The organism is Agromyces sp. NPDC056389 (assembly GCF_042262385.1).
GTDB lineage: Bacteria > Actinomycetota > Actinomycetes > Actinomycetales > Microbacteriaceae > Agromyces.
Genome location: NZ_JBHJPN010000001.1, coordinates 374,512 through 400,461 on the forward strand (window position 1 = coordinate 374,512; position 25,950 = coordinate 400,461).

Below are 25,950 nucleotides of genomic sequence, written 5' to 3' on the forward strand. Positions count from 1 at the left end.
ATCGACTATTCGCCGACCGCCACGATGTTGACGACCTTGCGGCCGCCCTTGTTGCCGAACTGCACTGCACCGGCCTCGAGCGCGAACAGGGTGTCGTCGCCACCGCGACCGACGCCCGCGCCCGGGTGGAAGTGCGTGCCGCGCTGGCGGACGATGATCTCGCCTGCGCCGACGACCTGGCCGCCGAAGCGCTTCACGCCGAGGCGCTGCGCGTTGGAGTCACGACCGTTGCGAGTGGAGCTTGCTCCCTTTTTGTGTGCCATTTCGCTTCTCCCGGGCCCTTACTTGATTCCAGTGACCTTGACGCGCGTGAGGTCCTGACGGTGCCCCTGGCGCTTCTTGTAGCCGGTCTTGTTCTTGAACTTCTGGATCACGATCTTCGGACCGCGGAGGTCGTTGAGGACCTCGGCCGTGACCGTGACCTTCTCGAGCGCCTTGGCGTCGGAGGTGATCTTGTCGCCGTCGACGAGGAGCACCGCGGCGAGCTGGACGTTGCCGTCCTTGTCTGCCTTGATGCGGTCCATCGTCACGATGGTGCCGACTTCGACCTTCTCCTGCCGACCGCCGGCGCGCACTACTGCGTAAACCACTACTCGTACCTATCTCTGGGGAGCCCGGAGGCCCCGACTGTCTGATGGGGTGTCACTGCGCGGTCGCCCCAGCGGGAAGAAGGGTGGTGACTGGCAGAAAACTGATGTGCAGGCGGTTCTGGAGTTCGGCGGACCGAGTTCCGGAGACCTGCGGATGGGCGCACCGTGATAAGCGGCGGCACCAACGGTCGAGTTTACCGGATGTCGGGGGGCCGGTCAAACCACGCCCACCGGCGCGTCGCGGGCACGACGCGTAGGATCGGCCCATGACCGTGCTCATCGACACGCCGCTCTGGCCGAAGCACGGCACCGTCTGGGCTCACCTCGTCAGCGACGAGTCCATCAGCGAACTCCGCGAGTTCGCTGAGAGAACCGGACTGCCGCCGAGATCGTTCGATCTCGACCACTACGACGTGCCGGTCGAACGGTACGACGACCTCGTGGCAGCGGGCGCCGTGCCGGTCTCGCCGAGGGAGCTCGTCGAGCGACTCCGCAAGAGCGGGCTGCGCGTCACACCGCGTGAACGGCGTGAGCGCGCAGCCCGGTCGTCACTCGGCTGAGTCGGATGCCCCTGCGTCGCCCGAGCCCTCGGCCCGGGTGATCACGGGCTGACCGCCGGCGGTGGTGCTGAGTGCAGCGGTGGAGACGCGACGGCTGCGCGTGCGCCCCTCGCCCGCCTTCTTCGGAGCGGGAAGCGCATCGAGCACCGAGTCGAGGAGCACCTCGGTCTCGGCGACCCGTGCGGGGCGCTTGCGCGACACCGGCGGCACGGGCAGGTCGAGGATCGGGGCGACCTCGGGTGCGGCCGGCGCCGTGGGGGCATCGACCGGCGCAACGGCTGGCGCGGCCACGGGCTCTGAGGCGGCGGGCGCCGCACCCTGATCCTGTGACACGCGGCGGTGACGACCGCGACGACGGCCGCCCGAGGTCTCGGCCGGCTTCTCGTCGGCGTCGGTCTTCGGTGCACGTCCTGCGTCGGCGGTCGATGCCGCGGGCTGCTCCCCCGCGCCATCCGTCGCCGGATCGTCGGCCTTGTGCTCGGTGTGCGGAATCGTCGACGCGGCGATCTGCGCGAGTGCGTTCTTCACGTCGTCGGTGATCGCGTGGGTGCCGGTGTGGGCCTTGGGCTCGGCGGGCGCCTGCGCAGGCTGCTGCTGGTTGCCGCCGCGACCGCGTCCGCGTCGCTCGGGCTGCGACTGCTGGGCGCTGCGGTGCTTCACGACGGGCTCGTGGTGCACGATGATGCCGCGACCGGCGCAGATCTCGCAGGGCTCGCTGAACGACTCGAGCAGGCCGAGGCCGAGCTTCTTGCGGGTCATCTGCACGAGGCCGAGCGAGGTGACCTCGGCGACCTGGTGCTTGGTGCGGTCGCGCGAGAGGCACTCGACGAGGCGGCGCAGCACGAGGTCGCGGTTGGACTCGAGCACCATGTCGATGAAGTCGACGACGATGATGCCGCCGATGTCGCGCAGGCGGAGCTGGCGCACGATCTCTTCGGCTGCTTCGAGGTTGTTCTTCGTGACGGTCTCTTCGAGGTTGCCGCCCGAGCCGACGAACTTGCCCGTGTTGACGTCGACGACGGTCATCGCCTCGGTGCGGTCGATGACGAGCGAGCCGCCCGAGGGCAGCCAGACCTTGCGGTCGAGCGCCTTCTCGATCTGCTCGCTGATGCGGAACTCGTCGAAGGAGTCGCGCTCACCGGTGTACGCCTCGACGCGCTCGAGCAGGTCGGGCGCGACCGCGCGCAGGTACCGCTCGATCGTCTGGCGCGCTTCGTCGCCCTCGATGACCATCCTCTGGAAGTCCTCGTTGAAGACGTCGCGGACGATCTTGATGAGCAGGTCGGGCTCGGAGTGCAGGAGCGCGGGCGCCTGCACCTTCTCGAGCTGGGTCGAGATGTCGGCCCACTGCGCGATGAGGCGGTTCACGTCGAGCGTGAGCTGCTCTTCGGTGGCCCCTTCGGCCGCGGTGCGCACGATGACGCCCTGGTTGTCGGGCAGCACCTCTTTGAGGATCTTCTTCAGACGCGCGCGCTCGGTGTCGGGGAGCTTGCGGCTGATGCCGTTCATCGAGCCATTGGGCACATACACGAGGTAGCGGCCGGGCAGCGAGACCTGGCTTGTGAGGCGAGCGCCCTTGTGGCCCACCGGGTCCTTCGTGACCTGCACGAGCACCCGGTCGCCCGGCTTCAGCGCGAGCTCGATGCGGCGGGGCTGGTTCTTCTCACCGTTCTCGGCTGCTGCCTCCCAGTCGACCTCGCCCGAGTACAGCACGGCGTTTCGGCCGCGGCCGATGTCGACGAAGGCGGCCTCCATGCTCGGCAGCACGTTCTGCACGCGGCCGAGATAGACGTTGCCGATGAGGGATGCGTCCTGATTGCGCGCGACGTAGTGCTCGACGAGCACGCCGTCTTCGAGCACGCCGATCTGGATGCGGCCGCCCTTCTCGCGCACGACCATCGAACGGTCGACCGATTCGCGGCGGGCGAGGAACTCGGCCTCGGTGATCACCGCGCGGCGGCGGCCCGCATCGCGGCCGTCGCGCCGGCGCTGCTTCTTCGCCTCGAGCCGGGTGGAGCCCTTGACCTTCTGCGGCTCGGTGATGAGCTCGACCTCGCGAGGCTTGCGCACCTTGACGACCGTGTTGGCGGGCTCGTCGGTGTTCGCGCGGCCCTCTTCGCCGCTGCGACGGCGCGTGCGCCGGCGAACCGTCGACGACTCGTCGTCGTCGCGCTCGCGACCGGCGCGGTCGTCACGGGCCTGCTCGCGACCGCCGCGGTCGTCCCGGCCGCCGCGCTCGTCGCGCTCGGGCCGGTCGAAGCCCACGAGCACGGGCGGCGCGTGGAAGATCAGCGACGTCGTGGTGAGCGTCGCGGGGATCGGCGAGACCTCGACGGCCTCGACCACGGCTTCGACGACGACCTCGGCGGTCGCGACGGATGCCTCGGCGCCCGTCGCTTCGGCCGGCTCGACGTCGGGCGTCGCGGGCGTGGTCGCCGGGGCGGTCTCGGCGCTCGTTGCGCCGACCGGCTCGGGGGCGACCTGCGCCGCGGCATCCGTCGCCGGGATCTCGGCCGCCGGCGTCGATGGCGCCTCGGTCTCGGGCGTCACCTGCGCCTCGACGGATTTCGCGCGACCGCGCCGGGCTCCGAAGAGGCCGCCGCGACGCCTGGTCGAGCCGCTGCCGGCCTCGGGTTCGTTCGTGTTCTTCTCGTTGCCTTCCACCATCTCTGGTGCACTCCTACGCCGGTTCCGACAGCCGCGCCGTCGTCCCGTACTCGTCTGGAGCAGCTCCGCGCTTGCGCCGAGCCGCTGAATCCTTCATTACTGCGACCGGCAGGTTGCCTGTGTCGCCACGTCTTGCGGTGCGTTCACCGCCCACTGGATGCGCTGCATCCTCAAAGCCCTCATTGGCGTCGTGCCGGGCGCGGCCCGGACGACTCCTTCGATTATCGCATGCTCTCGCAGCCGAGGGCGGAATCGGCATGCCATAATCCGAGCATGCCGGACTCCCCCACCCGTTCCCGACCCGTCGGCCTCGCCGTCTTCCTGCTGATCGCCGGGGGCCTCGGCCTCCTCGCGGCGTTCGAGCTCTCCATCGAGAAGGTGCTCTCGCTCACCGATCCGTCGCACATCCCCTCGTGCAATGTGGGCGTGCTGGTCGGCTGCAGCACCAACCTGGCGTCGTGGCAGGGCGCGGTCTTCGGCTTCCCGAACCCGTTCATCGGCCTGATGGCCTGGCCCGTGGTCATCACGATCGCCGTGGCGATCCTCGCCGGGGCGACGTTCTCGCGCTGGTTCTGGGCGGCCTTCAACGTCGGCGTCGCCGGCGCGCTCGTGTTCGTCGGCTGGCTCATCTACCAGAGCATCTACGTGCTCGACGTGCTGTGCCCGTGGTGCATGCTCACGTGGGCGGTCACGATCCCCACGTTCTGGGCGCTGACGCTGTACAACCTCCGCGAGGGGCATATTCCGGCATCGGCACGTGTCCGGCGCATCGCGGGCAGCTGGCTCTCGTGGGTGCCGCTCATCACGGTCATCTGCTACGCCGTGGTCGTGCTGCTCGCGCAGGCGCAGATGGACGCGATCCCGCGGGTCATCCTCGACCTGCAGAACGCCTTCAGCTGAGACACGGATGTCGCTGCGCCGAGTGACCCGGCGCCGCGACATCCGTTCAGCGCTGCGAAGCGCGAAGCCTCAGAACCAGAGGGCGAGCTCGCGCTCGGCCGACTCGACCGAGTCGGAGCCGTGCACGAGGTTCTGCTGCACCTTGAGGCCCCAGTCGCGACCGAAGTCGCCACGGATCGTGCCGGGAGCCGCCGTCGTGGGGTCGGTCGTGCCCGCGAGCACCCGGAAGCCCTCGATCACGCGGTTGCCGGCGACGCGCATCGCCACGATGGCGCCCGACTCCATGAACTCGATGAGCGGCTCGTAGAAGGGCTTGCCCTCGTGCTCGGCGTAGTGACGGGCGAGCAGCTCGCGGTCGGGCTGCACGAAGCGGATGTCGACGAGCGAGTACCCCTTGGCCTCGATGCGGCGGAGGATCTCGCCCGTGAGGTTGCGCGCGACGCCGTCGGGCTTGACGAGCACGAGGGTCTCTTCGATAGGGGTGGTCATTGCTGTTCCTTCCATTGCGCGGCCGCTGCCGCTCGTTCTCGGTCGATACGTGCGCCGGTCACCATGCAGTACCACCACATGCCGCCGAAGAGCGCCCCCACGACGAACATCGCAGGGTTGAGGAAGCCCGACGCGAGGATGAGCACCTGGATGACCCAGCCGAGCGTGTACGCCCAGTTGAACCGCAGGAGCCCGATCGTCGCGATCAGGGCGAGGATGATGACGCCGCCGGCCGCGAGGGCGACCCACGACGGCAACGAGCCCTCGACGCCGCCCTGGGAGAGCCCCCAGATGACGAGCGCCGCGAGGAACACCACGATGACCTCGAAGCCGAGCACGATGGCGGCGAGGCTCTGACGGATCGAGCGCGGGGGTGCGACGGGTGCGTCGGCGGCGGTGTCCCCGGATGCCGCGGCCGCGGTGTCGTCGGGTTCGGGCATGGACGTCGAGTCGCTCACGAGCGCCCCCATTCACGGTCTGCGGCGATGGCGATGACCTCGCCGACGAGCACGATCGAGCCCGTGACCACGACGGCGCGCTTCGGCGCCTCGGTCGCCCACTTCCGCGCGTCGTCGAGTGCGTCGAGCAAGTCGTCGTACTGGTGCACCTTGTCCTCGTTGCTCCAGCCGACGGCGGCGAGGGCGAGTTCGTCGACGGGGATCGAGCGCTCCGACGACGAGGTCGTGATGTTGAACCGCTCGACGGCGCCGTCGAGCGCCGTGATGATCCCCTTCGCATCCTTGTCGCGCAGCACTCCGACCACCGCGACGATCTCGTCGAAGTCGAAGTACTCGTCGAGTGCCGCGACGAGTGCGCGCGCGCCGTGGGGGTTGTGCGCGGCGTCGACGAGCACGGGGGGCTCGGTGCCGACCATCTGCAGGCGCCCGGGCGAGGTCACCGCGCCGAGGCCCTGCTGCAGCACCTCGTCGGCCATGCGCATCGTGCCCGCCCCGAGGAACGACTCGACGGCGGCGATCGCCACGGCGGCGTTCTCGGCCTGATGGCGCCCGAAGAGCGGGAGCGCGAGGTCGCGGTACTCCCCCGCGAGGCCCTTCACCGAGATGAGCTGGCCGCCGACGGCGACACGGGAGTCGAGCACCGCGAACGCGCCGCCCTCGACGGCGAACGTGCCGCCCCGCTCGGCAGTGACGTCGCGCAGCACCGTGAGCGCCTCGGGCGACTGGAACGCCGTGACGACGGCGGCCTCGGGCTTGATGATGCCGGCCTTCGTGCGGGCGATGCGCTCGATCGTGGTGCCGAGCGCCGACTCGTGGTCGAGGTCGATCGGCGTGAACACGGCGACCTGGCCGTCGGCCACGTTCGTCGAGTCCCACTCGCCGCCCATGCCGACCTCGAGCACGACGACGTCGACCGGGGCGTCGGCGAAGCACGCGAACGCGAGCGCCGTGAGCGCCTCGAAGAAGGTCAGCCGGGGTGCACCGGCCGCTTCGAGCTCGGCGTCGACGATGGCGATGAACGGCTCGATCTCCTCCCAGTTGCGGGCGACCGCCTCATCGGAGACGGGCTCGCCGTCGATGAGGATGCGTTCGGTGAACCGCTCGAGGTGCGGGCTCGTCATGAGGCCCGTTCGAAGGCCTCCGGCACGCAGGATCGACTCGATCATGCGACTCGTCGAGGTCTTCCCGTTCGTGCCGGTGATGTGGATCACCGGGGCGGCGCGATGCGGGTCGCCGAGGATCTCCACCGCCCGGCGCGTGGCGTCGAGCCGTCGTTCGGGGGCGGCCTCGCCGACCCGTTCGAGCAGGCTGCGGTAGACGGCGTCCGCCGCGTCCGCGAAGTCGAGTTCGTCGGTCATGCCTTCGCCACCTCCACGGTCAGTCGGGAGGACTCGCCGACCGTCTTCGCCTCGTCGCCGGGAGCTCCGGCGATCACGGTCAATTCGATCGCGAGCGTCTCGCCTGCGATGAGTTCGCGGTGGCGCTCGGCTGCCGCTGCTCCGGTCTCATCGAGCGTGAGCGTCAGCTGAACGCGGTCGCCGACCTCGAGGCCCGCCGCCTTGCGCGCCTCCTGCACGGCGCGAACGACGTCGCGCGCGAGACCCTCGGCCTCGAGCTCGGGGGTCGTCGCGGTATCGAGGATCACGAATCCGCCATCGGCGAGCAGCGCGAGCGCGCTCGATCCGTCGCCCGCACCGCCGGCTTCGAGCACGAGGTCGTACTCCCCCGCCTCGAGTGCGATGCCGCCGGCGACGACCTGGTCGCCATCGACGCTCCAGTCGCCCGAGCGGGCGGCCTGGATCGCCTGCTGCACGGTCTTGCCGAGTCGCGGTCCGGCGGCGCGCGCGTTGACGGTCAGTCGCTTCGTCACCCCGAAGCGCTCGGCGCTCGAGCCATCGAGCGTCACGAGGTCGACCGCCTTGACGTTCAGCTCGTCGCGCAGGATCGCTTCGAAGGGCGCGAGCGCGGCGGCATCCGTCGCCACGACCGTGAGGCGCGCGAGCGGGAGCCGGACCCGGCGACCCGACTGCTTGCGCAGCGAGAGCGCGGCGGAGCTGATCTCGCGCACCGAGTCCATCGCGGCGACGAGTTCGTGGTCGACCGGGAAGACCGCGGCGTCGGGCCAGTCGGCCAGGTGCACGCTGCGCCCGCCGGTCAGCCCGCGCCAGATCTGCTCGGAGACGAGCGGCAGCAGCGGCGCCGAGAGACGCGTGAGCGTCTCGAGCACCGTGTACAGCGTGTCGAACGCCTCGCCGCCCGAGCCGTCTTCGCCGACACCGGCCCAGAAGCGGTCGCGCGAGCGGCGCACGTACCAGTTCGTCAGCACGTCGCCGAAGTCGCGCAGCTTCGCCGCCGCGAGCGGGGAGTCGAACGCCTCGAAGTCGGCCGTGACGTCGGTGACGAGCTCGCCGAGCTTCGCGAGCAGGTACCGGTCGAGCACGTCGGTCGAATCGGTGCGAGCGGATGCCTCGTAGCCGCTGCCCCGCGCCGAGTTGGCGTAGAGCGAGAAGAAGTACCACGTGCTCCACAGCGGCAGCATGAACTGCCGCACGCCCTCGCGGATGCCCTCCTCGGTGACGATGAGGTTGCCGCCGCGCAGCACCGAGCTCGACATGAGGAACCAGCGCATCGCGTCGGAACCGTCGCGCTCGAAGACCTCGGAGACGTCGGGGTAGTTGCGCAGCGACTTCGACATCTTCTGCCCGTCGCTGCCGAGCACGATGCCGTGGCTCACGACGTTCGAGAACGCGCGCCGGTCGAACAGCGCCGTCGAGAGCACGTGCATGACGTAGAACCAGCCGCGCGTCTGCCCGATGTACTCGACGATGAAGTCGGCGGGGTTGTGGCTGTCGAACCACTCCTGGTTCTCGAACGGGTAGTGCACCTGCGCGAACGGCATCGAGCCCGAGTCGAACCAGACGTCGAAGATGTCGGGGATGCGCCGCATCATCGAGCGACCGGTGGGGTCGTCGGGGTTCGGGCGCACGAGATCGTCGATGTACGGGCGGTGCAGGTCGGGTTCGCCGTCGGGGTTGACCGGCAGGCGGCCGAAGTCGCGCTGGAGCTCCTCGAGCGAGCCGTACACGTCGACGCGCGGATACTCGGGGTCGTCGCTCTTCCAGACCGGGATCGGCGAGCCCCAGTAGCGGTTGCGGCTGATCGACCAGTCGCGGGCGCCGGCGACCCACTTGCCGAACTGGCCGTCCTTGACGTTGTCGGGCACCCAGTTGATGTCCTGGTTCAGCTCGCCCATGCGGTCGCGGAACTCGGGCACGCGGATGAACCAGCTCGAGACGGCCTTGTAGATGAGCGGGTTGCGGCAGCGCCAGCAGTGCGGGTACGAGTGCTCGTAGCTCGCCTGGCGGAGCAGGCGTCCCTCGGCCTTCAGCAGCTGGGTGAGCGGCTTGTTCGCGTCGCTCCACAGGAGCCCGGCGACATCCGTCACCGCCGGCAGGAACCGGCCGCCCTCGTCGAGCGAGATGATGACCGGGATGCCCGCGGCCTCGGAGATCTTCTGGTCCTCCTCGCCGTAGGCCGGGGCCTGGTGCACGATGCCGGTGCCGTCCTCGGTCGTGACGTAGTCGGCGACGAGGATGCGCCAGGCGTTCTGCAGGCCGTACTCCTCGACGTCGGCGTAGTAGTCGAAGAGCCGGTCGTAGGCCACGCCCTCGAGCTCGCTGCCGCGCACCGTGCGCGAGACGGCGGCGCGCGCGTCGTCGGCGGACTCGTAGCCGAGCTCCTTCGCGTAGTTGCCGACGAGGTCGATCGCGAGCAGGTACTCGCCGCCGAGCACCTCGGTGTCGGATACCGCAGCGCCCGTCTCGGGCGAGCCGACCTCTTCGCGCAGCACCGTCGCGTCGGGCGTGCCGTTCGGTCCGGCGGGCACGACGGCGTACTCGATGTCGGGGCCGACCGCGAGGGCGAAGTTCGTCGGCAGGGTCCACGGCGTCGTCGTCCACGCGAGGGCGCGCACGGCCGTGAGTCCGAGCGACTCGGCCTTGGCACCGACGAGCGGGAACGTGACGGTGACGGTCTGGTCCTGACGCATCTTGTAGACGTCGTCGTCCATGCGCAGCTCGTGGTTCGAGAGCGGCGTCTGGTCCCGCCAGCAGTACGGCAGCACGCGGTAGCCCTCGTAGGCGAGGCCCTTCTCGTGCAGCGTCTTGAACGCCCAGATGACGCTCTCCATGAACGTCACGTCGAGCGTCTTGTAGTCGTGCTCGAAGTCGACCCAGCGCGCCTGACGGGTGACGTACTCCTGCCACTCCTTGGTGTAGCGGAGCACGGCGTCGCGAGCGGCCTGGTTGAAGGCCGCGATGCCCATCTCCTCGATCTCGCTCTTGTCGGTGATGCCGAGCTGGCGCTCGGCCTCGAGCTCGGCGGGGAGGCCGTGGGTGTCCCAGCCGAAGCGGCGGTGCACCTGCTTGCCGCGCATGGTCTGGAACCGCGGGAAGAGGTCCTTCGCATAGCCCGTCAGCAGGTGGCCGTAGTGCGGCAGGCCGTTGGCGAACGGCGGGCCGTCGTAGAAGACCCACTCGGGAGCGCCCTCGCGCTGGTCGATCGAGGCCTGGAACGTGCCGTCGGCCTTCCAGAAGGCCAGCACGTCGCGCTCGACGGCGGGGAACTCGGGTGAGGGGGCGACACCGTGGTCGTCTGGGGTACGGGGGTACACGCTCGCTCCTTGCGGGGACGGATGCTCTCACGAGGACGCCGGTGCTCGATCGAGCGCCGCCGCGGTACCACCTCGCTTGCGAGTCGCTCCGTACGGCCGACTCGCCCCTCATTGCCGGCTGTGACGGGCCGCCCCGTTCGGTTCTACTGCCGAGCGGATGCCGCGTGGGCGCCCGTTCGGGTTCTTCCGAAGACTCCCCGGTGATGGCCGGATCGATGTCGATTGTCTCCACGACCCCTGCGCCGGCCAGTGGCCGGACCGGTGTCGCTGCCGTCAAGACTACCGCGTCGGCATAGGACGGAGCACGCCCGAGGCGCGAGGCGCCGAGCGGTAGGCCTCGCTCACGAGGGCGAGGAGCGCTGCCTCGGGCAGTTCGTGGCCCTTCGCCTCGTCGACGAGATCGTAGACGGCACCGGCGAGGGCGGCGTGGCCGCCGATCCGCACGGCGACGACCGCACCCCGGCCGCGGTGGAGCTCGATGAGGCGCTCGTCGCGCAACCGGTGATAGGCGCGGAGCACCGTATGCACGTTGACGCCGAGGGAATCGGCGAGCTCGCGGGCCGCCGGCAGGCGCTCGCCGCCCGACAGCCGGCCGTCGATGATCGACGCCCGGAGCCCGGAGGCGAGCTGCTCGAAGAGCGGTGCGTCGAGGGTCGGATCGAGGCGGATCAGCATGTTCAAAGTCTATTGTTCTAGTGAAATACGAACAACTTGCTTGTCGCAGCATCCCGGCGGTGTCAGGATGTGTGCGGTCTTCGCGACCGCCTCACCCGCCGCCGCTTCCATCCGGCGCTCTCCCAAGGAATGACTGTGACCACCACCACTCCCGCCGTCGAACCGGCCCCCACCGCCAGCCCCGCCCGCCGCGTGGCCTGGGCGTCGATGATCGGCACCTCGCTCGAGTCGTTCGACTTCTACGTGTTCGCGTACTTCACGGCCTTCTTCACCGGACCGCTGTTCTTCGAACCGCTCGGCGAGTTCGGCGCGACGCTCGCCTCGTTCTCGACGATCGCGCTCGCGTTCATCGTCCGGCCGATCGGCGCCGTGGTCTTCGGCCACATGGGCGACCGGCTCGGCCGACGCGCGACCCTCCTCTGGACGGTCGCGGTCATGGGCGTCGCGACGGGTCTCATCGGCCTCCTGCCCACGTATGCGCAGGCCGGATGGATCGGGGCCATCCTGCTCGTGCTGCTGCGCGTCATCCAGGGCCTCTCGCTCGGCGGCGAGTGGGGCGGATCGATCCTCCTCGCGACCGAGCACTCCGGATCGGTGAAGCGCGCCTTCTACGCCGCGATCCCCCAGCTCGGCTCCCCCGTCGGCTCGATCCTCTCGGCCGTGCTGTTCATCATCATGACGCTCGTGCTCCCGGCCGAGGAGATCGTGGCGTGGGGCTGGCGCATCCCGTTCCTCCTCGCGTTCCCGCTCCTGCTGGTCTCGCTCTACCTGCGCTGGTCGATCGACGAGACTCCGGTGTTCCGCGAGGTCGTCGCCGAGGGCCGCCGCGACCGAGTGCCCTTCGTCACGATGTTCGCTCGTCGCCCCGTCGCGATCGTCGTCGCGATCGGCGCCGCCCTCCTCGGTATCGGCTCCTACTCGCTCATGAACACGTACACGATCAACTACGGGGCGGTGCAGCTCGGATTCAGCTTCCAGGACCTGCTCGTCGCGACCACGATCGGCGGCCTCCTGCAGCTCATCACCATCCCGCTCTTCGGCGCGTGGGCGAGCCGCATCGGCTCGGCGCAGGTCGTGGCGTGGGGTGCGCTCGGCACGCTCCTCATCACGTTCCCGATGTACTTCCTGCTGCAGTTCGCGACCTTCCCGATCCTCGTCGGAACCATGATCATCGGCGGCATCCTGCCCACGATGTCGTGGGCGGCGCTCGGCGGCCTCATGAACGACCTGTTCCCCGATCACTTCCGGTACTCGGCGCTCTCGGTGTCGTACGCGATCGCCGCGACCGTCTCCGGTTTCGTGCCGCTCGTCACCGTGGCGATCGGCGAGGCCACCGGCTACGCCTGGTGGCACCCGGGCATCGTGCTCGCCCTGCTCTCGGTGCTGACGCTCGTCGCGGCGTACGCCGCCGCTCGCATGCGGAAGGCGCCCGAAGTCGGCGAGATCGACGACGCCGCGCCCGAGCCCGCGACCGTCTGATCGGCAGCACGCCGCGGCATCCGCCACCCTCGAAGGGCGGGTGCCGCGGCGTTCGTGCTCGCCTCCGGTAGGCTGGATCGTCGCACATTCAGGCACCTCACCACCGACACGGTGCCGCCGATATCGAACCGGAGCATCATGACCGACACCGCGCGCATTCCCGACAAGCCCGCTCTCGAAGGCCTCGAATCGGTTTGGGGAGGCGCCTGGGAGCGCGAGGGCACCTATCGGTTCGACCGGAAGTCGGCGACGCGCGAGTGCATCTACTCGATCGACACCCCGCCGCCGACCGCCTCCGGCTCGCTGCACATCGGCCACGTCTTCTCGTACACGCACACCGACGTCGTCGCTCGATTCCAGCGCATGCGCGGCAAGAGCGTCTTCTACCCGATGGGCTGGGACGACAACGGCCTGCCCACCGAACGCCGGGTGCAGAACTACTACGGCGTGCGCTGCGACCCGACCCTCGCCTACATCGAGGGCTTCGTGCCGCCGTTCGAGGGCGGCGACGGCAAGTCGACGAAGGCGGCCGACCAGGTGCCGATCAGCCGCCGCAACTTCATCGAGCTGTGCGAGCGGCTGACCGTCGAAGACGAGCAGCAGTTCGAGGCGCTCTGGCGCCAGCTCGGTCTCTCGGTCGACTGGACCCAGACCTACCGCACGATCGGCGACGAGTCGCTCTTCGCCTCGCAGCTCGCCTTCGTGCGCAACGTCGAGCGCGGCGAGGCCTACCAGGCGCTCGCGCCGACCCTCTGGGATGTCACCTTCCGCACCGCGGTCGCGCAGGCCGAGCTCGAGGACCGCGAGCAGCCGGGCCACTACCACCGCGTCTCGTTCCACCGCCCCGACGGCGGCATCATCGAGATCGAGACGAGTCGGCCCGAACTCATCCCCGCGTGCGTCGCCCTCGTCGCGCACCCCGACGACGAGCGCTACCAGCCGCTCTTCGGCACGACCGTCACGTCGCCCGTGTTCGGCGTCGAGGTGCCCGTCGTCGCCCACCACCTCGCTCAGAAGGACAAGGGCACGGGCATCGCCATGATCTGCACCTTCGGCGACATCACCGACGTCGTGTGGTGGCGCGAGCTCGACCTGCCGAACCGCGCGATCATCGGCTTCGACGGCCGCGTCATCGCAGAGGCCCCCGACGTCATCACCTCCGAGGCCGGCAAGGCCGCGTTCGCCGAGCTGGCCGGCAAGACCACCTTCTCGGCGAAGCAGGCCGTGGTGCAGCAGCTCCGCGACTCGGGCGACCTGCTCGCCGACCCGAAGTCGATCACGCACCCGGTCAAGTTCTTCGAGAAGGGCGACAAGCCGCTCGAGATCGTCTCGACGCGCCAGTGGTACATCCGCAACGGCGCTCGCGACGAGGCTCTGCGCGAGCGACTGCTCTGGCACGGCCGTGAGATCGACTGGCACCCCGACTTCATGCGCGTCCGCTACGAGAACTGGGTCGGCGGGCTCTCGGGCGACTGGCTCGTCTCGCGCCAGCGCTTCTTCGGCGTGCCGATCCCCGTCTGGTACCCGCTCGACGCGGCCGGTGACCCGAAGTTCGACGAGCCGATCGTCGCGACGCGCGAGATGCTGCCGGTCGACCCGTCCTCCGCGGCCGCACCCGGCTTCGAGGAGTCGCAGCGCGGTGAAGCCGGCGGCTTCATCGGCGAGCACGATGTCATGGACACCTGGGCGACCTCGTCGCTGACCCCGCAGCTCGCGGGCGGCTGGGAGCGCGACCCCGAACTCTTCGACCTCGTCTTCCCGTACTCGCTGCGCCCGCAGGGTCAGGACATCATCCGCACCTGGCTCTTCTCGACGACCCTCCGCGCCGAGCTCGAGCACGGAGTCGCACCGTGGGCGAACGCCTCGATCTCGGGATTCATCGTCGACCCCGACCGCAAGAAGATGTCCAAGTCGAAGGGCAACGTCGTAACGCCCGCCGGCCTCCTCGACCAGCACGGCTCCGACGCGGTGCGCTACTGGGCGGCATCCTCGCGCCTCGGCACCGACGCGGCCTTCGACCCGCAGAACCCGACGCAGGTCAAGATCGGCCGCCGCCTCGCCATCAAGGTGCTGAACGCGGCGAAGTTCATCCTCGGCTTCGACGGCCGAGCGGATGCCCCGGTGACCGTGCCGGTCGACCGCAGCATGCTCGCCGAGCTCGCCGGAGTCGTCGAGCGCGCCACCCGTTCGCTCGAGGCCTACGACCACGCGCGCGCGCTGGAGCTCGCCGAGACGTTCTTCTGGACGTTCTGCGACGACTACCTCGAGCTCGTGAAGGAGCGCGCCTACGGCGAGCCGAGCCCGGAGCAGGCCTCGGCCGTGGCGGCGCTGAAGACCGCGCTCGACGTGCTGCTCCGACTCTTCGCACCCGTCATCCCATTCGCGACCGAAGAGGCGTGGCGCTGGTCGCACGACGGTTCGGTGCACGTGGCATCGTGGCCGAACGTCGACGAGCTCGCCGCCCGTGGCGACGCCGGCGTCGAGCTCCTCGAGCTCGCGGGTCTCGCGCTGACCGGCATCCGACGGGCCAAGACCGATGCGAAGGCGTCGCAGAAGACGCCGGTCGCGAGTGCCGTGATCGCAGCGCCTGCCGCGACGATCGCGCTGCTGGAATCGGTCGCATCAGATCTGCGTGCGGTGGGGCGCATCGCCGAGCTCGGTTTCGTCGAAGCCGAGTCGTTCGAAGTCCGCGACGTCGTCTTCGAGGCGCCGTCGGAATAGGGGGAACCATGAACTACGAGATCCGATCGGCCGGTGACGACGACTTCTTCGGATGGCTGCCGCTGTTCGAGGCGTACTGCCGCTTCTACGAGACCGAACTCGACGACGCCAAGGCGCTCATCGTCTGGAACTGGATCCGTGACGAGGCCGAGCCGCTGCAGGCCGCACTCGCCGTCGACGACGAAGGGCGCCCCGTGGGGCTCGCCCACTACCGGGCCGTGCCGAACTCGCTGACGGCGACTCGCGGCATGTACCTCGACGACCTCTACGTCGACGAGAGCGCGCGCGGGTCGGGCATCGGGCGAGCGCTCATCGAGTTCGTGCATGCGCGTGCGGCCGAGATCGGCCACGGCGGCGTCAGCTGGATCACTGCGGCCGACAACGCGCCGGCGCAGCAGGTGTACGACCAGATCGCGAAGCGCACCAGCTGGGTCACGTACGAGATGGACGCCTGATGCGCCTCGGCACCCGCTGGGCGTTCGGCACGGTGCCGCCGGCCTCCGTGCCGACGGGTCTGCGCGAGCGGATCGCCGCCGCCGAGTCGGGGTTCGCCGGCGACGGTGCCGACCGCCACTGGACCCTCACATGGCTCGAGGGTCGGCCGATCGCCGAGCTCGACGACGGTACCGTCGTGCGCGACACGATCGTCGACGCGCACGACGCCGACGAGGACTGGTAGCGGCAGCTTCGCCGAGCGCACGCGCCCGGAGCGCACGCTAGGCCCGCGCGATGATCTCGCCGTGCGGCATGAGCAGCCAGCCGTCTTCGTCGGCCGCCCACGCCCGCCAGGCATCGGAGATGTGACGGAGCTCGTCGGGGTTCGAGTGCCCGGACTCGATCGCGTGCGCGGCGAACTGCGACTCGGTGGCGCGCTCGGCCCAGGCGCCGCCCCACCACTCGCGTTCGAGCGCGGTGGAGAAGACCCACACGGCACCGGTCGCGGCGATCTCGGTGAACCCGGCTTCACGCGCCCAGCTCTTCAGGTGGCGCCCGGCATCGGCCTCACCGCCGTTCCACTCGTGCACGCCTCGATAGAGCTCGAGCCACCGGGCGAGGCCGGGCGAGGCGGGGTTCCAGATCACGCCGCCGTAGTCGACGTCGCGCGCGGCGACGACTCCGCCCGGCTTCGTGACACGGTGGAACTCGCGCAGTGCGTCGACCGGTCGAGCGAGGTGCTGCAGCACCTGGTGGGCGTGCACGACGTCGAACATGTCGTCGTCGAAATCGAGTGCGTACGCGTCGCCCACGGCGAATTCGACGTTCGCCACGCCCTCGCTCTCGGCCAGCCCGGCTGCCGCGGCCACGACGTCGGCCGAGGCGTCGATGCCGACGACCGTTCCGGGCCGCACTCGGCGGGCCAGGTCGATCGTGATGGTGCCGGGGCCGCTGCCCACATCGAGGACGCGGAACCCTTCGCGCAGATGCGGTACGAGATAGGCGGCCGAGTTCTCCACCGTGCGCCAGGAGTGCGTGCGCAGCACGCTCGCATGGTGGCCGTGCGTGTACGTGTCGCGGAGGACCTGTTCGGGGCGATCGGTGCTCATGTTCCGAGCCTAGGCTCATGCCTGTCCGTGTGACAGCGAACTACGGTGGATGGATGACCGAGCACTCCAATCCGTTCCTCGAGCCGAGCCCGCTGCCCTACCGGCTTCCGCTCTTCGCCCTCATCCGCCCTGAGCACTACCCCGAGGCGATCACGGCGGGGATGCGCGAGCAGCGGCAGGCGGTCGAGGTGATCGCCACGGATGCCGCAGCGCCGACGTTCGAGAACACGGTCGTCGCCCTCGAACGCTCGGGAGAGTTGCTCCGCCGCGTACTCCCCGTGTTCGAGAACGCGAGCTCGGCCGACAGCGATGCCGCGATCGACGCCGTGGAGGTCGAGTTCGCACCGCTGCTCTCGACCCATCGCGACGCGATCAGGCTCGATCCGCGGCTCTACGCACGACTCTCCGAGCTTCAGGCCGCGCGCACAGAGCTCGACCTCGATGCGGAGTCGGTCGAGTTGCTCGACAAATACCACCGCACCGCGACGCTCGCCGGCGCCGCGCTCGACGAGACGCAGCGCAGTGCCCTCACGGCACTGAACACCCGCATCTCCGAGCTCACGACGGCGTTCCAGCAGCACCTGCTCGCCGACGCGAACGATCTCGCGCTGCACCTCACCGACACCGACGACCTCGCTGGTCTCGACGACGGACGGCGTTCGGCCGCGCGAGAGGCCGCGATCGCACGCGGTCTCGACGGCTGGCTCATCACGCTCGTGCTGCCGACCGGTCAGCCGACGCTCGCATCGCTCGAGCGCGATGCCGTGCGCGATCGCCTGCTCGCCGCATCACGCGCACGCGGATGCCGCGGCGGTGCCCATGACACCCGTTCGACCCTCCTCGAGCTCGTGCGCCTCCGCGCCGAGCGAGCGGCACTCCTCGGGTTCGACAGTCACGCCGCCGCCGTCACGGTCGATGAGACGGCGGGCACGCCCGAGGCTGTCGCCGAGCTGCTCGACCGGCTCGCGCCCGCCGCCACGGCGAACGCCCGGCGCGAGGCGCTCGCCCTCGCAGAGCAGGCGGCATCGAGCGAGCGACGACCGGTCGGGGCATCCGACTGGGCGTTCCTCAGCGAGGCGGTGCGGCGAGAGCGCTACGCGGTCGACCTCGACGAGATGCGACCGTACCTGGAGTTCGATCGTGTCCTGACGCGGGGCGTCTTCCGTGCGGCGCAGCTGCTCTACGGGCTCACGTTCACCGAACGCACCGACCTCGTCGGATACCACCCCGAGACGCGCGTGTTCGAGGTGTTCGAGGAGAACGGCACGCCCGTCGGCCTGTACCTGCTCGACCTCTACACCCGGGACTCGAAGCGCGGCGGCGCGTGGATGAGCTCGCTCGTCGAGCAGTCGACGCTCGAGGGCACGCTCCCGGTCGTCGTGAACAACATGAACGTCGCCCGCCCCGCGGCGGGCGAGCCGACCCTGCTCACGCTCGACGAGACCGAGACGCTCTTCCATGAGTTCGGCCACGCGCTGCACGGCCTGCTCTCCGATGTCGTGCACCCGTCGATGTCGGGCACGAACGTCTACCGCGACTTCGTCGAGCTGCCGAGCCAGGTCAACGAGCTCTGGGTGCTGCGACCCGAGGTGCTCGGCGAGTACGCCGTGCATCACGCGACGGGCGAGCGGATGCCGCAACAGCTCGTCGACCGCCTGCTGGCCTCGCGCACGTTCAACGAGGGCTTCTCGACCACCGAGTACCTCGCAGCGGCAGTGCTCGACCAGGCATGGCACCGTCTCTCCCCCGCCGAAGCCGAGGCCGTCACCGACGTCGCGGACTTCGAGCACCGGGCACTCGCCGTGGCCGGACTCGACGACCCGCTCGTGCCGCCGCGCTACTCGAGCACCTACTTCGCTCACGTCTTCGCGGGCGGGTACGACGCCGGGTACTACTCGTACATCTGGAGCGAGGTGCCGGGCGCCGACATCATGGCGTGGTTCGAGGCGAACGGCGGCGCCACCCGCGCGAACGGCGATCGATACCGCGCGGAGATCCTCGCTCCGGGCGGTTCACGCGATCCGCGGGAGTCGATCCGACGCCTGCTCGGGCGCGAACCCGACATCGCGGCACTCCTCGAACGTCGCGGCCTCGCCTGAGACGGCGGATGCCCCGTGCAGCGTGCTGCACGGGGCATCCGATGTCGCCGAGCGGCGGCTCGGCAACACGACTCAGATCGCGAAGCCGAGCGCCCGCATCATGTCGCGGCCGTCGTCGGTGATGCGCTCGGGGCCCCACGGCGGCATCCACACCCAGTTGATGCGGAACGCGTCGACCGTGCCGTCGAGTGCCTCTGCGGTCTGCTCCTCGATGACATCGGTGAGGGGGCATCCGGCGCTCGTGAGCGTCATGTGGATGACGAGCGCGTCGTTCTCGTCGTCCCAGCCGAGGTCGTAGATGAGGCCGAGGTCGACGATGTTGACCCCGAGCTCGGGGTCCATGACGTCTTTCAGCGCTTCTTCGACCTGGTCGTAGCGCTCTGGTGCGAGGGAGGTGACCATGGTGCGATCCTACTCTCGGCCTATTCGGCCGGCACCGCTTCGGCCGCGGATTCCGCGACCTGGTAGCGGTCGTAGCCCTCTTCTTCGAGACGGTCGGCGAGCTCGGCGCCGCCCTGCTCGGCGATCTTGCCCGCGACGAAGACGTGCACGAAGTCGGGCTTGATGTAGCGGAGGATGCGCGTGTAGTGCGTGATGAGCAGCACACCGAGGCCGGTGTTCGAGTGGGCGCGGTTGACGCCCTCGGAGACGATCTTCAGTGCGTCGACGTCGAGACCGGAGTCGGTCTCGTCGAGCACGGCGAACTTCGGCTTCAGCAGCTCGAGCTGGAGGATCTCGTTGCGCTTCTTCTCGCCGCCCGAGAAGCCTTCGTTGACGTTGCGCTCGGCGAACGCCGAGTCCATCTTGAGGTTGCCCATCGACTCGCGGACGTCCTTGATCCAGCCGCGGATCGAGGGCGCCTCGCCGTCGATCGCCGTCTTGGCGGTGCGGAGGAAGTTGGTGACGGTCACGCCGGGGATCTCGACGGGGTACTGCATCGCGAGGAAGAGGCCCGCGCGTGCGCGCTCGTCGACCGACATCTCGAGCACGTTCTCACCGTCGAGGAGGATCTCGCCCTCGACGACCTGGTACTTGGGGTGGCCGGCGATCGTGTAGGCGAGCGTCGACTTGCCCGAGCCGTTGGGGCCCATGATCGCGTGGATCTCGCCCTCGTTGATGACGAGGTCGACGCCGCGCAGGATCTCGCGCGTGCCCTGCTCGGTCTCGACGTTGACGTGGAGGTTCTTGATCTCGAGAACGGACATGTTCGTAGTGGTCTCTTTCGGTTGCCGGCCGTTCCGGGCCGGAGAAGGTGTGTCAGACGGTCAGGGTGACCGCGGGATCGATGTGGACGTCGCCGTCCTTGAGCTCGACCTGGTAGACCGGGACGGGCTCGTACGCGGGCAGCGTGAGCGGCTTGCCCGTCTTGAGGGAGAACATGGAGCCGTGCGCCCAGCACTCGAGGGTGTCGTCTTCCACGAACCCCTCGGCGAGCGAGATGTCGCCATGCGTGCAGGTGTCTCCAATGGCGAAGACGTCACCAGCCGCATCTCTCACGACGGCGATGGGAACGCCCTCGAGCACGAAGCGCGACGCTTCGTTGACGGCGAGGTCGTCGATGGCGCACACACGCACGGATGTCACGTCAGCGACCTTCCAGTTCAGCCTCGATCGCCGCCGTGAGGCGGGCTTCGAGGTCGGCCGAGCCGATCTTCTGCACGATGTCGGTGAGGAAGCCGCGCACGACGAGGCGACGCGCCTCGTCTTCGCGGATGCCGCGTGCCATGAGGTAGAACAGCTGCTCGTCGTCGAAACGGCCCGTGGCACTCGCGTGCCCGGCGCCTTCGATGTCGCCGGTCTCGATCTCGAGGTTCGGCACGGAGTCGGCACGGGTTCCCTCGGTGAGCACGAGGTTGCGGTTCTGCTCGTAGCTGTCGGTGCCGACCGCTGCGTTGCCGATGAGCACGTCGCCGATCCAGACGGTGCGCGCCCCGGCGCCCTGCAGCGCGCCCTTGTAGGTCACGCGGCTCTTGGTGTGCGGCGCGTCGTGGTGCACGAAGACCTGTTGCTCGAGGTGCTGACCGGCATCGGCGAAGTACAGGCCGAGGGCCTCGATGTCGGAGCCCTGCTCGGCGAGGTGGGTCGAGGGGTTCACCCGGACGACCTTGCCGCCGAGCGAGACCACGATGTGCTTCAGGAACGAGTCGCGGCCGAGGCGGGCGAACTGGCTCGAGAGGTGCACGGCCTCGTCGTCCCACTCCTGCAGCGAGACGACGGTGAGGGATGCCCCGGCGCCGACGAGGATCTCGACGTTCTCGCTGAGGCGGGCAGTGCCCGCGCCGCCGAGCACGACGAAGCCGCGGCTGTTGGGTGCGGCCTCGATGACGGTGTGCGCGGCGCGCGGCGCGTCGCCGAGCCCGGTGCGGGTCACGAACGCGATCTTCTCGTCTTCGCCGGTGACGGAGACGAGGAGGGCCTCGTCGAACGTCGACCACGCGTTGGCGCTCGCGCGCTCTTCGGGCGTGCCGGCCGAGCCGATGCGGGCGTCGTCGCGCGGGATGTACGAGAACGCGATGCCCGAGGCATCCGTGGTCTCGATCGGGAGTCGCGAGCCGTCGAGCTCGCCGCTGATCAGGTCGGCGAAGGCCGCGACCGGGGAGAACTTCCACTCGTGCTCGCGGCCGTTGACGGGTGCGAACTCGTCGACGTTCACCGAGCGGAAGCGTTCGGAACGGGTCTGCACGGGCACGAAGGCGCCGTCGGAGTGCGCGACGAGGCCGTGCTGCTCCGCGGTGGGCATGGCTGTGCTGGTCATCTGGGCGGTCACTACTAGCCCACCGATCCTTCCATGCCCATTTCGATGAGCTTGTTGAGTTCCATCGCGTATTCCATGGGGAGCTCGCGCGCGATCGGCTCGATGAAGCCGCGCACGATCATCGACATGGCCTCGGTCTCGTCGATGCCACGACTCATCAGGTAGAAGAGCTGCTCTTCGCTGACCTTCGAGACCGTGGCCTCGTGCCCGAGCTTCACGTCGTCGACGCGGATGTCGATCGCCGGGTAGGTGTCGGAGCGGGAGATCGTGTCGACGAGCAGTGCGTCGCAGACGACGCTGTTCGCCGAGTGGTGGGCGTTCGCGTCGATGCGCACTTCGCCGCGATAGCCGGCGCGGCCGCCTCCGCGGGCGATCGACTTCGAGACGATCGACGACTGCGTGTACGGCGCCATGTGGATCATCTTCGCGCCCGCGTCCTGGTGCTGGCCGGGGCCAGCGAAGGCGACCGAGAGCGTCTCGCCCTTGGCGTGCTCGCCCATGAGGAAGATCGACGGGTACTTCATCGTGACCTTCGAGCCGATGTTGCCGTCGACCCACTCCATGGTGGCGCCTTCGGCGGCCGTGGCGCGCTTGGTGACGAGGTTGTAGACGTTGTTCGACCAGTTCTGGATCGTCGTGTAGCGGACGCGTGCGTCTTTCTTCACGATGATCTCGACGACGGCCGAGTGCAGCGAGTCGCTCTTGTAGATCGGCGCCGTGCAGCCCTCGATGTAGTGCACGTAGCTACCTTCGTCGGCGATGATCAGCGTGCGCTCGAACTGGCCCATGTTCTCGGTGTTGATGCGGAAGTAGGCCTGCAGCGGGATCTCGACGTGCACGCCCTTCGGCACGTAGACGAACGAACCGCCCGACCACACGGCCGTGTTGAGCGCGGCGAACTTGTTGTCGCCGGCGGGGATGACAGTGCCGAAGTACTCCTCGAAGAACTCGGGGTGCTCCTTCAGCGCGGTGTCGGTGTCCATGAAGATGACGCCCTGGCGCTCGAGCTCTTCGTTGATCTGGTGGTAGACCACCTCGGATTCGTACTGGGCCGCCACGCCCGCGACGAGGCGCTGGCGCTCGGCCTCGGGGATGCCGAGCCGCTCGTAGGTGTTCTTGATGTCCTCGGGCAGGTCTTCCCAGGTCTGGGCCTGCTTCTCGGTCGAGCGCACGAAGTACTTGATGTTGTCGAAGTCGATCTCCGACAGGTCGGCGCCCCAGGTGGGCATCGGCTTGCGCTCGAAGAGCTGCAAGGCGCGCTGGCGGCGCTGGAGCATCCATTCGGGCTCCTGCTTCAGCCCTGAGATGTCGGCGACCACCTCCGGCGAGATGCCGCGTCGGGCAGAAGCCCCCGCGGCGTCGGAGTCGGCCCAGCCGAACTCGTAGGTGCCGAGCCCTTCGAGTTCCGGTCGGTCGATCAGTACGTCCGTCATGCTCTCCCTCTTCTCCTCCCGTGCAACCGGCTATCAGGCCGGCTCATTCCCCTCGTGAGTCGAGGCGCTCGTTGAGTGGGTGATGATGTGCCCGGTGGCGCTAGTGCCAACCTAAGATGGTATGCGGCCCGTGGCGCGCGATCTCGCGCGGTCGGCGGGCCTACCAACCCCTCAAGTCTATAGGGTCGCGGCAGGTGCCGGGCAGGACTCCCAGTGCCGTCACAGCGCGATCCGGATCAGGAACGAACCAGCGTGACCCGCACTCTCCGCACCTTCGCCTGGGCATCGTTCATCGCCCAGGTCACGATCATCGCGACGGGCGGCGCGGTTCGCCTGACGGGCTCCGGACTCGGCTGCCCGACCTGGCCCACGTGCACGGCCGAGTCGCTCGTGCCGACCGACGAGCTGACCTACCACTCGCTCATCGAGTTCGGCAACCGCATGATGACCGGCGTCGTCGGGATCATCGCGCTCATCGTGTTCCTGCTCGTCTGGCGCATCCGACGCGAGCGCCGCGACCTGTTCGTGCTCTCGTTCCTCGTCGGAATCGGCATCGTCGCGCAGGCCATCGTCGGCGGCATCACCGTGTGGACCGGACTGAACCCGTTCATCGTCGGCTTCCACTACGTCTCGTCGCTCGCGCTCGTCTGCATCTCCGCGGCGTTCCTCGCGCGCATGGACTCCCCCGCAGGCCCGCGCGAGTCCGCTGTTCCCGCGTGGTATGCGACCCTCACCCACGTCACGAGCGCGGTGCTGCTCATCTCCATCGTCTTCGGGGTGCTGACCACCGGCTCGGGCCCGCACTCGGGTGACGCAGAGGCCGGACGCACCGGCTTCGACTCCGAGATCCTCGAGCACGTGCACGCCTGGCCGGGCTACGCGCTGCTCGCACTGACGCTCGTGCTCGTCGTCACCGCCTGGCGGCTGAAGCTGCCGACGCTCCGCTGGTCGCTCGCACTGCTCGCCATCGAGCTCGTGCAGGTCGGCGTCGGCCTGTACCAGGCGCGCAACGGCCTGCCGGCACTCGCGGTCGGCGTGCACATGGTGCTCGCCGCACTCACCGCGGCCGCGATGACGCTCGTCATCATGCGGCTGAAGCGCCCGGTTACCGCGGATGCCCCGTCCGAGGCGTCGCCCGTCGAGGCATCCGCTCGCTGAAGCGGACGTCACCTGCGGCATCCGCATCGAGACGCCGCGTGAGAACCGAAACGCTACGATCGGGTTCCCGGAGGTTCCCATGTTGATCGAGCATCGCGGCCGGCGGCCCGTCGTGCACCCCACGGCGACGATCGCGCCCACCGCCGTGCTGTCGGGCGATGTCTCCGTCGGCGCGGGAACTCGCGTCCTGCACGGAGCCGTGCTCAGCGCGGAGGACGGTTCGATCCGGGTGGGCGCCGAGTGCGTCGTGATGGAGCACGCCCTCGTGCGCGGTCGCGCCGATCATCCGATCACGATCGGCGATCACGTGCTCATCGGTCCGCACGCTCACGTCAACGGCGCGACGATCGACGACGAGGTCTTCATCGCCACGGGCGCCTCGATCTTCCCGGGCGCGGTCCTCGGACGGGGCGCGGAGGTGCGCATCAATGGCGTCGTGCAGGTGAACACGGTGCTCGACGCCGGCGCGATGGTGCCGATCGCCTGGGTGGCTGTGGGCTCACCCGCCGAGATCCTCCCACCCGAGCGGCATGACGAGATCTGGGCGATCCAGCGCGGGTTGAACTTCGTCGGCACGGTCTACGGCAACCCGTCACCCGCGAGCATGCGCGAGATCATGTCGCGTCAGTCGGCGTTCTACGCCGCTCACGGCGACGACATCGTGATCGACGGCCCGCCGACCGAGGTGATCTGAGCCCCAGTTCAGAACGGCAGCAGCGGGTCGACGCCGACCGCGAGGAAGAGCAGTGACAGGTACGCGATCGAGCCGTGGAAGACCCGCATCGGCGAGACCTGCTGGTGGCGGATCGCGAGGTTGTACAGACGGTGGGTCTCGTAGATGAACCAGACACCGGTGACGACCGCGACCGTCGAGTAGACGAGCCCCATGTCAGCGATCGGGATGAGCAGCAGCGAGCACGCCACGGTCGCCCATGCGTAGAGGATGACCTGGAGCCCCACCTGGGCGCGGCCGCGCACGACGGCGAGCATCGGAACGCCGGCGGCCGCGTAGTCGTCCTTGTACTTCATGGAGAGCGGCCAGTAGTGCGGCGGCGTCCAGAGGAAGATGATGAGGAAGAGGATGACCGGCGGCCAGCTGAGGTCGCCGGTGACCGCGGCCCAGCCGATCAGCACGGGCATGCAGCCCGCGACGCCGCCCCAGACGATGTTCTGGGCCGTGCGGCGCTTCAGGATCAGGCTGTAGAAGACGACGTAGAGCAGGATCGCGCCGAGCGAGAGCGCCGCGGCGAGCCAGTTCGTGAAGACCCCGAGCCAGACGATCGAGGCGATGCCGAGTCCGTACGCGAAGACGAGCGCCTCGCGATCGCTCAGCTCGCCGGTTACGAGCGGGCGCCCCTGCGTGCGCTTCATGACCCGGTCGATGTCGCGGTCGATGTAGCAGTTGAACGCCCCGGCCGAGCCTGCGCTCATCGCCCCGCCGATGAGCGTCGCAATGAGGAGCCAGAGGCTCGGCAGGCCCTGCTGGGCGAGGATCATCGTCGGAGCCGTCACGACGAGCAGCAGCTCGATCACGCGCGGCTTCGTGAGGGCCAGGTAGGCGGCGAGCTTGCGCCGTGCGGTCATCGCCGGTCGGGCGTCTCGGGTCTCTACGGCTGCCTGCATCGTTCCTCTTCCGGCGCGCGAGCACGCAAAGTACGGCCACGCTCGCTCTCGATTCTATGACATCGTGTGTCGCCCGTGCGGTCGGCGCCCTCCCGCGCCCTTCCGGCCTCACTGCGGAGCGGGTGCC

At 69.2% G+C, this 25,950-nt stretch carries 24 protein-coding genes; 9 read left to right on the plus strand and 15 right to left on the minus strand.

Translation table 11 applies throughout. From position 1 onward, the window contains the following. Window positions 1–5: 5 nt before the first annotated feature. Window positions 6–263, minus strand: a complete 258-nt coding sequence (gene rpmA / locus ACFCVM_RS01865; RefSeq protein ID WP_056009138.1) for a 50S ribosomal protein L27 — start codon at window positions 261–263, stop codon at window positions 6–8. An 18-nt stretch (window positions 264–281) separates the two neighbouring features. After that, the gene (gene rplU / locus ACFCVM_RS01870) at window positions 282–590 is read right to left on the minus strand and encodes a 50S ribosomal protein L21 (protein ID WP_375833167.1); all 309 of its coding nucleotides are present in this window, start codon (window positions 588–590) and stop codon (window positions 282–284) included. A 266-nt stretch (window positions 591–856) separates the two neighbouring features. On the opposite strand from rplU, the gene ACFCVM_RS01875 reads away from it, so the two are divergent. Next, a complete protein-coding gene (locus ACFCVM_RS01875) occupies window positions 857–1,150 on the plus strand; it encodes a DUF4031 domain-containing protein (protein ID WP_375833170.1) in 294 nt (97 codons plus the stop codon). Here ACFCVM_RS01875 and ACFCVM_RS01880 read toward each other — a convergent pair. Further along, entirely contained in the window at window positions 1,139–3,817 is a 2,679-nt protein-coding gene (locus ACFCVM_RS01880) for an Rne/Rng family ribonuclease (protein ID WP_375833173.1), read from the minus strand. The genes ACFCVM_RS01875 and ACFCVM_RS01880 overlap by 12 nt on opposite strands. A gap of 273 nt (window positions 3,818–4,090) precedes the next feature. On the opposite strand from ACFCVM_RS01880, the gene ACFCVM_RS01885 reads away from it, so the two are divergent. Beyond that, window positions 4,091–4,717 (plus strand): vitamin K epoxide reductase family protein, encoded by a 627-nt coding sequence (locus tag ACFCVM_RS01885; protein ID WP_375833176.1) that lies wholly within the window; start codon window positions 4,091–4,093, stop codon window positions 4,715–4,717. 69 nt (window positions 4,718–4,786) lie between these two features. On the opposite strand, the gene ndk is transcribed toward ACFCVM_RS01885, so the two are convergent. The 5 genes from ndk to ACFCVM_RS01910 all read right to left on the minus strand — a co-directional run bounded on the left by ndk (window position 4,787) and on the right by ACFCVM_RS01910 (window position 11,011). Beyond that, a complete protein-coding gene (gene ndk / locus ACFCVM_RS01890) occupies window positions 4,787–5,206 on the minus strand; it encodes a nucleoside-diphosphate kinase (protein WP_375833178.1) in 420 nt (139 codons plus the stop codon). Further along, entirely contained in the window at window positions 5,203–5,664 is a 462-nt protein-coding gene (locus ACFCVM_RS01895) for a DUF4233 domain-containing protein (protein WP_375833181.1), read from the minus strand. Before ACFCVM_RS01895 ends, ndk begins: the two co-directional genes overlap by 4 nt. Beyond that, window positions 5,661–7,022 (minus strand): bifunctional folylpolyglutamate synthase/dihydrofolate synthase, encoded by a 1,362-nt coding sequence (locus ACFCVM_RS01900; protein WP_375833183.1) that lies wholly within the window; start codon window positions 7,020–7,022, stop codon window positions 5,661–5,663. The genes ACFCVM_RS01895 and ACFCVM_RS01900 overlap by 4 nt, the downstream gene beginning before the upstream one ends. After that, window positions 7,019–10,336, minus strand: coding sequence for an isoleucine--tRNA ligase (ileS, locus tag ACFCVM_RS01905; protein WP_375833186.1), 3,318 nt, complete (start codon window positions 10,334–10,336; stop codon window positions 7,019–7,021). The genes ACFCVM_RS01900 and ileS overlap by 4 nt, the downstream gene beginning before the upstream one ends. A gap of 279 nt (window positions 10,337–10,615) precedes the next feature. Next, the gene (locus ACFCVM_RS01910; RefSeq protein WP_375833188.1) at window positions 10,616–11,011 is read right to left on the minus strand and encodes a GntR family transcriptional regulator; all 396 of its coding nucleotides are present in this window, start codon (window positions 11,009–11,011) and stop codon (window positions 10,616–10,618) included. A gap of 129 nt (window positions 11,012–11,140) precedes the next feature. Between ACFCVM_RS01910 and ACFCVM_RS01915 the strand changes: the two genes are divergently transcribed. The 4 genes from ACFCVM_RS01915 to ACFCVM_RS01930 all read left to right on the plus strand — a co-directional run bounded on the left by ACFCVM_RS01915 (window position 11,141) and on the right by ACFCVM_RS01930 (window position 15,890). Continuing rightward, complete coding sequence (locus ACFCVM_RS01915; RefSeq protein WP_375833191.1) at window positions 11,141–12,490, plus strand: MFS transporter; 1,350 nt, start codon at window positions 11,141–11,143, stop codon at window positions 12,488–12,490. Between the two features lie 138 nt (window positions 12,491–12,628). After that, window positions 12,629–15,211 (plus strand): valine--tRNA ligase, encoded by a 2,583-nt coding sequence (valS, locus tag ACFCVM_RS01920; protein ID WP_375833194.1) that lies wholly within the window; start codon window positions 12,629–12,631, stop codon window positions 15,209–15,211. A gap of 8 nt (window positions 15,212–15,219) precedes the next feature. Then, complete coding sequence (locus ACFCVM_RS01925) at window positions 15,220–15,666, plus strand: GNAT family N-acetyltransferase (RefSeq protein ID WP_375833197.1); 447 nt, start codon at window positions 15,220–15,222, stop codon at window positions 15,664–15,666. After that, window positions 15,666–15,890, plus strand: coding sequence for a hypothetical protein (locus ACFCVM_RS01930; protein ID WP_375833199.1), 225 nt, complete (start codon window positions 15,666–15,668; stop codon window positions 15,888–15,890). Before ACFCVM_RS01925 ends, ACFCVM_RS01930 begins: the two co-directional genes overlap by 1 nt. 37 nt (window positions 15,891–15,927) lie before the next feature. Here the strand turns inward: ACFCVM_RS01930 and ACFCVM_RS01935 are convergent, their stop codons facing one another. Further along, the gene (locus tag ACFCVM_RS01935; RefSeq protein ID WP_375833202.1) at window positions 15,928–16,755 is read right to left on the minus strand and encodes a methyltransferase domain-containing protein; all 828 of its coding nucleotides are present in this window, start codon (window positions 16,753–16,755) and stop codon (window positions 15,928–15,930) included. 53 nt (window positions 16,756–16,808) lie between these two features. Between ACFCVM_RS01935 and ACFCVM_RS01940 the strand changes: the two genes are divergently transcribed. Continuing rightward, the gene (locus tag ACFCVM_RS01940; RefSeq protein ID WP_375833204.1) at window positions 16,809–18,854 is read left to right on the plus strand and encodes a M3 family metallopeptidase; all 2,046 of its coding nucleotides are present in this window, start codon (window positions 16,809–16,811) and stop codon (window positions 18,852–18,854) included. A gap of 72 nt (window positions 18,855–18,926) precedes the next feature. Here the strand turns inward: ACFCVM_RS01940 and ACFCVM_RS01945 are convergent, their stop codons facing one another. The 5 genes from ACFCVM_RS01945 to sufB are packed head-to-tail and all read right to left on the minus strand — an operon-like array spanning window position 18,927 to window position 23,042. Beyond that, window positions 18,927–19,256 carry a metal-sulfur cluster assembly factor gene (locus tag ACFCVM_RS01945; protein ID WP_074258975.1) on the minus strand — a complete coding sequence of 110 codons (330 nt, stop codon included), beginning with the start codon at window positions 19,254–19,256 and terminating at the stop codon, window positions 18,927–18,929. Window positions 19,257–19,276: 20 nt separating this feature from the next. Next, window positions 19,277–20,059, minus strand: a complete 783-nt coding sequence (sufC, locus tag ACFCVM_RS01950) for a Fe-S cluster assembly ATPase SufC (RefSeq protein ID WP_375833206.1) — start codon at window positions 20,057–20,059, stop codon at window positions 19,277–19,279. 52 nt (window positions 20,060–20,111) lie between these two features. Further along, complete coding sequence (locus ACFCVM_RS01955; RefSeq protein ID WP_375833209.1) at window positions 20,112–20,438, minus strand: non-heme iron oxygenase ferredoxin subunit; 327 nt, start codon at window positions 20,436–20,438, stop codon at window positions 20,112–20,114. A 1-nt stretch (window position 20,439) separates the two neighbouring features. Then, window positions 20,440–21,609, minus strand: a complete 1,170-nt coding sequence (locus tag ACFCVM_RS01960; protein ID WP_375833211.1) for a SufD family Fe-S cluster assembly protein — start codon at window positions 21,607–21,609, stop codon at window positions 20,440–20,442. Window positions 21,610–21,623: 14 nt separating this feature from the next. After that, window positions 21,624–23,042 carry a Fe-S cluster assembly protein SufB gene (sufB, locus tag ACFCVM_RS01965; protein WP_375833213.1) on the minus strand — a complete coding sequence of 473 codons (1,419 nt, stop codon included), beginning with the start codon at window positions 23,040–23,042 and terminating at the stop codon, window positions 21,624–21,626. Window positions 23,043–23,294: 252 nt separating this feature from the next. Here sufB and ACFCVM_RS01970 point away from each other — a divergent pair, with 252 nt between their 5' ends. Together ACFCVM_RS01970 and ACFCVM_RS01975 are read left to right on the plus strand one after the other, a co-directional pair. Beyond that, the gene (locus ACFCVM_RS01970; RefSeq protein ID WP_375833215.1) at window positions 23,295–24,200 is read left to right on the plus strand and encodes a heme A synthase; all 906 of its coding nucleotides are present in this window, start codon (window positions 23,295–23,297) and stop codon (window positions 24,198–24,200) included. 79 nt (window positions 24,201–24,279) lie between these two features. Then, window positions 24,280–24,894 carry a gamma carbonic anhydrase family protein gene (locus ACFCVM_RS01975; protein WP_375833218.1) on the plus strand — a complete coding sequence of 205 codons (615 nt, stop codon included), beginning with the start codon at window positions 24,280–24,282 and terminating at the stop codon, window positions 24,892–24,894. An 8-nt stretch (window positions 24,895–24,902) separates the two neighbouring features. On the opposite strand, the gene ACFCVM_RS01980 is transcribed toward ACFCVM_RS01975, so the two are convergent. Continuing rightward, the gene (locus ACFCVM_RS01980) at window positions 24,903–25,823 is read right to left on the minus strand and encodes a heme o synthase (protein ID WP_375833220.1); all 921 of its coding nucleotides are present in this window, start codon (window positions 25,821–25,823) and stop codon (window positions 24,903–24,905) included. Window positions 25,824–25,950 lie beyond the last annotated feature (127 nt).

What these genes read in the sequence shown, in the direction of transcription:
- rpmA (WP_056009138.1), bottom strand. Translation starts at nt 263, where the DNA reads ATGGCACACAAAAAGGGAGCAAGCTCCACTCGCAACGGTCGTGACTCC.
- ACFCVM_RS01875 (WP_375833170.1), top strand. Translation starts at nt 857, where the DNA reads ATGACCGTGCTCATCGACACGCCGCTCTGGCCGAAGCACGGCACCGTC.
- ACFCVM_RS01880 (WP_375833173.1), bottom strand. Translation starts at nt 3,817, where the DNA reads ATGGTGGAAGGCAACGAGAAGAACACGAACGAACCCGAGGCCGGCAGC.
- ACFCVM_RS01885 (WP_375833176.1), top strand. Translation starts at nt 4,091, where the DNA reads ATGCCGGACTCCCCCACCCGTTCCCGACCCGTCGGCCTCGCCGTCTTC.
- ndk (WP_375833178.1), bottom strand. Translation starts at nt 5,206, where the DNA reads ATGACCACCCCTATCGAAGAGACCCTCGTGCTCGTCAAGCCCGACGGC.
- ACFCVM_RS01900 (WP_375833183.1), bottom strand. Translation starts at nt 7,022, where the DNA reads ATGACCGACGAACTCGACTTCGCGGACGCGGCGGACGCCGTCTACCGC.
- ACFCVM_RS01910 (WP_375833188.1), bottom strand. Translation starts at nt 11,011, where the DNA reads ATGCTGATCCGCCTCGATCCGACCCTCGACGCACCGCTCTTCGAGCAG.
- ACFCVM_RS01915 (WP_375833191.1), top strand. Translation starts at nt 11,141, where the DNA reads ATGACTGTGACCACCACCACTCCCGCCGTCGAACCGGCCCCCACCGCC.
- valS (WP_375833194.1), top strand. Translation starts at nt 12,629, where the DNA reads ATGACCGACACCGCGCGCATTCCCGACAAGCCCGCTCTCGAAGGCCTC.
- ACFCVM_RS01925 (WP_375833197.1), top strand. Translation starts at nt 15,220, where the DNA reads ATGAACTACGAGATCCGATCGGCCGGTGACGACGACTTCTTCGGATGG.
- ACFCVM_RS01930 (WP_375833199.1), top strand. Translation starts at nt 15,666, where the DNA reads ATGCGCCTCGGCACCCGCTGGGCGTTCGGCACGGTGCCGCCGGCCTCC.
- ACFCVM_RS01935 (WP_375833202.1), bottom strand. Translation starts at nt 16,755, where the DNA reads ATGAGCACCGATCGCCCCGAACAGGTCCTCCGCGACACGTACACGCAC.
- ACFCVM_RS01940 (WP_375833204.1), top strand. Translation starts at nt 16,809, where the DNA reads ATGACCGAGCACTCCAATCCGTTCCTCGAGCCGAGCCCGCTGCCCTAC.
- ACFCVM_RS01945 (WP_074258975.1), bottom strand. Translation starts at nt 19,256, where the DNA reads ATGGTCACCTCCCTCGCACCAGAGCGCTACGACCAGGTCGAAGAAGCG.
- sufC (WP_375833206.1), bottom strand. Translation starts at nt 20,059, where the DNA reads ATGTCCGTTCTCGAGATCAAGAACCTCCACGTCAACGTCGAGACCGAG.
- ACFCVM_RS01960 (WP_375833211.1), bottom strand. Translation starts at nt 21,609, where the DNA reads ATGACCAGCACAGCCATGCCCACCGCGGAGCAGCACGGCCTCGTCGCG.
- sufB (WP_375833213.1), bottom strand. Translation starts at nt 23,042, where the DNA reads ATGACGGACGTACTGATCGACCGACCGGAACTCGAAGGGCTCGGCACC.
- ACFCVM_RS01975 (WP_375833218.1), top strand. Translation starts at nt 24,280, where the DNA reads ATGTTGATCGAGCATCGCGGCCGGCGGCCCGTCGTGCACCCCACGGCG.
- ACFCVM_RS01980 (WP_375833220.1), bottom strand. Translation starts at nt 25,823, where the DNA reads ATGCAGGCAGCCGTAGAGACCCGAGACGCCCGACCGGCGATGACCGCA.